The sequence below is a fragment of the Ideonella azotifigens genome (assembly GCF_006519715.1).
Classification (GTDB): Bacteria; Pseudomonadota; Gammaproteobacteria; order Burkholderiales; family Burkholderiaceae_C; genus Ideonella; species Ideonella azotifigens.
This window is the reverse complement of record NZ_VIDT01000795.1, coordinates 1-2,286: the sequence shown is the minus strand read 5'-3', so window position 1 is coordinate 2,286 and position 2,286 is coordinate 1. Positions and strand designations below refer to the sequence as shown.

2 protein-coding genes are annotated in these 2,286 nt (G+C 69.9%); both read left to right on the top strand.

All coding sequences use genetic code 11. From position 1 onward, the window contains the following. A partial coding sequence (locus FKP22_RS32925; protein WP_170201130.1) for a hypothetical protein occupies positions 1–901 on the top strand: 901 nt, incomplete at its 5' end. Next, positions 901–2,286 (top strand): RHS repeat domain-containing protein (locus tag FKP22_RS27725; RefSeq protein WP_141291226.1); only part of this gene is annotated, 1,386 nt, incomplete at its 3' end. The genes FKP22_RS32925 and FKP22_RS27725, both read left to right, overlap by 1 nt.

Below are 2,286 nucleotides of genomic sequence, written 5' to 3'. Positions count from 1 at the left end.
CGCGAAGTTCGACCTGGTGCTGGCGCCGCTGAAGCTGGATGTGCCCAGTTCGCGCCTGCAGCAGCTGGACGGCCGCGTGCGCGAGCTCTCCGCCGCCTTGCGCCAGCGCATCAACGGCCTGGACGCCAGCGGCGCGCAGGCCGCCTACAACCGCCTGAACAGCGGCCTGGCCAAGATGCTGCCGGCCTTCCTGACCCAGCCGCAACCCATCACCGCCGACACGCTGCACGGCGCGCTCGCCACGCTGCGCCCTTCCACCAAGGCACGCCGCATCGACCTCGCGGTCGACCGCTTCCTCGGCGACCTGGCGCCGCTGCAGGCCGCGCTGGACGATGCCGTCAACGGCTTCTTCGGCGAGATCCGCCAGGCCGCACTGGTGCTGCACCCGGCCGGGCTGAAGACGGCGGTTTCCGGCGTCTACGACACGCTGCGTGCCAAGCTCAACATCCTGGACCCTGACGCGCTGGCCGCCGAACTGAAGACCACCGTTTGGGACCCGCTGATGGACCCGCTCAAAGCCATCGACCCGGCAGCGATCCAGGTCCAGCTCGATGCGCTGTACCAGCAACTGGTGGCCAAGATCACCGGCAGCCTGCGCGGCATGCTCACGCAGCTGAAGCAGGCCATCGACGGCTTCCTGAACCAGGTGCGGGCCGAACTCAAGAAAGTGCTGGACGCGCTGAAGGCCCAGCTCGAAGCCATCCTGGCTGACGTGACCGCCTTGCTGCAGCAGGTGGACCAGCTCATCGTGCACGACCTGCTGGAACGCCTGCTGACGCTGCTGGCCAACCTGCAGACCAGCTTCGACCAGCAGCTCGACCGCGTGCTCAACGAGTTCGACACCATGCTGAACGCGATCCCGCTGGGCGCGCCGTCCCAATCTTCCGCACTGGCCCTGTGATGGACGCCCTGCAACGCCTGCAAGCCTTCGACGCCACGCAACGCGCGGCGCGCGACACGCGCTGCGAGCAGGGCCTGCCGGTCGAAGTGCACGAAGGCCCGCAGCTCTGCAGCTACGCCTGGCAGGCTGGCGAACTCGCCACCCTCACCGAGCCCGACGGCACCCGCTACGACTACCGCTATGGCGTGGACGGCCGCCTCACCGAGGTCGACCGCAACGGCCGCGCATGGGCGCGCTACAGCTACGACGCCTCCGGTCGGCTGACCGAAGCCAGGCGTGCGGATGGCGAGCGCGCGCACGATTACGACGCCCAGGGCAAGCTGCTGCGCACCCGCCGCGGCGGCGCCAGCCCGTGGGTCTACCGCTGGGTGGGCGGCCGTGTCAGCGAAGCGCGGTCGGACCACGAACATACCGCGTTCGACTACGACGAGGCGGGCCGCTTGATCGGCCTGACGCAGCGCGTCGACGGCGTGGCACTCAGCCTGCGTTTCGACTTCGATGCCAACGGCCGCCTCGCGCAGGTCAGCTTCCCCGAGTGGGACCAGCGCATCGGCTTCGAATGGGACGTGCGTGGCCGTGCCACCGAAGTCAGCTGGAACGGCGCGACCGCGGCAGAGCTGGGCAGCGACGACGCGCAGCGCCTGGCCTGGCACCGCGGGCCGGACAAGCTGCTGCACCAGACCTGGCACGACCCCGAGTCCGGCCAGTCCCTGCGCGAACAACTGACGCTGGCCGGCCGCGAGCTGTGGGCGTGTGCGCTGGAACGCGACGCCGCGTTCCGGCTTTCGCGCGAAGGCGAACGCCAGCACCGCTACGACGCGCAAGGCCGGCTGATGGAAGCCACCGAAGGCGCGCAGGCCTGGCGCTACGCCTTCGGTCCGGCCGACGAGGTGGTGGGCGAGGGCGACGACTTCGCCATCGACTGCGACGCCGTGGGCCGTGTGCTGCGCGTGCGGGACGCGGCTGGTGAGAAGGTCTACCGCTACGACGACGCGGGCGAGCTCGAATCGCTGCTGGTCAACGGCGAATGCGTGGGCCGCTTTGTCTATGACCACAAGGGACGGCTGGTCGCCAAGCACGGCCAGTCCGGCGGCGAGCGCTACCTCTACGGCGCAGACGATGGCCTGCTCGCGGTGGCCGACGGACACGGCCGGCCGAAGTTCATCGTGCTGCGCCTGCCCACCGGCGTGGTCGGCCTGGTGGACTTCCGCGGCAACCCGCAAGGTGAGCTGCGCAGCCTGCATGCCGATGCCGGTGGCAACCTGGTCTTCTGCGGCGAAGAAGGGCCGTATCGCTACGACCCGTTCGGTGTGCCTCTGCGAGCGGATGGCGAGGTGCCGGCCATGTACCGCGGCCGCTTCTGGCATGCGGAGCTGGGCCTGTAC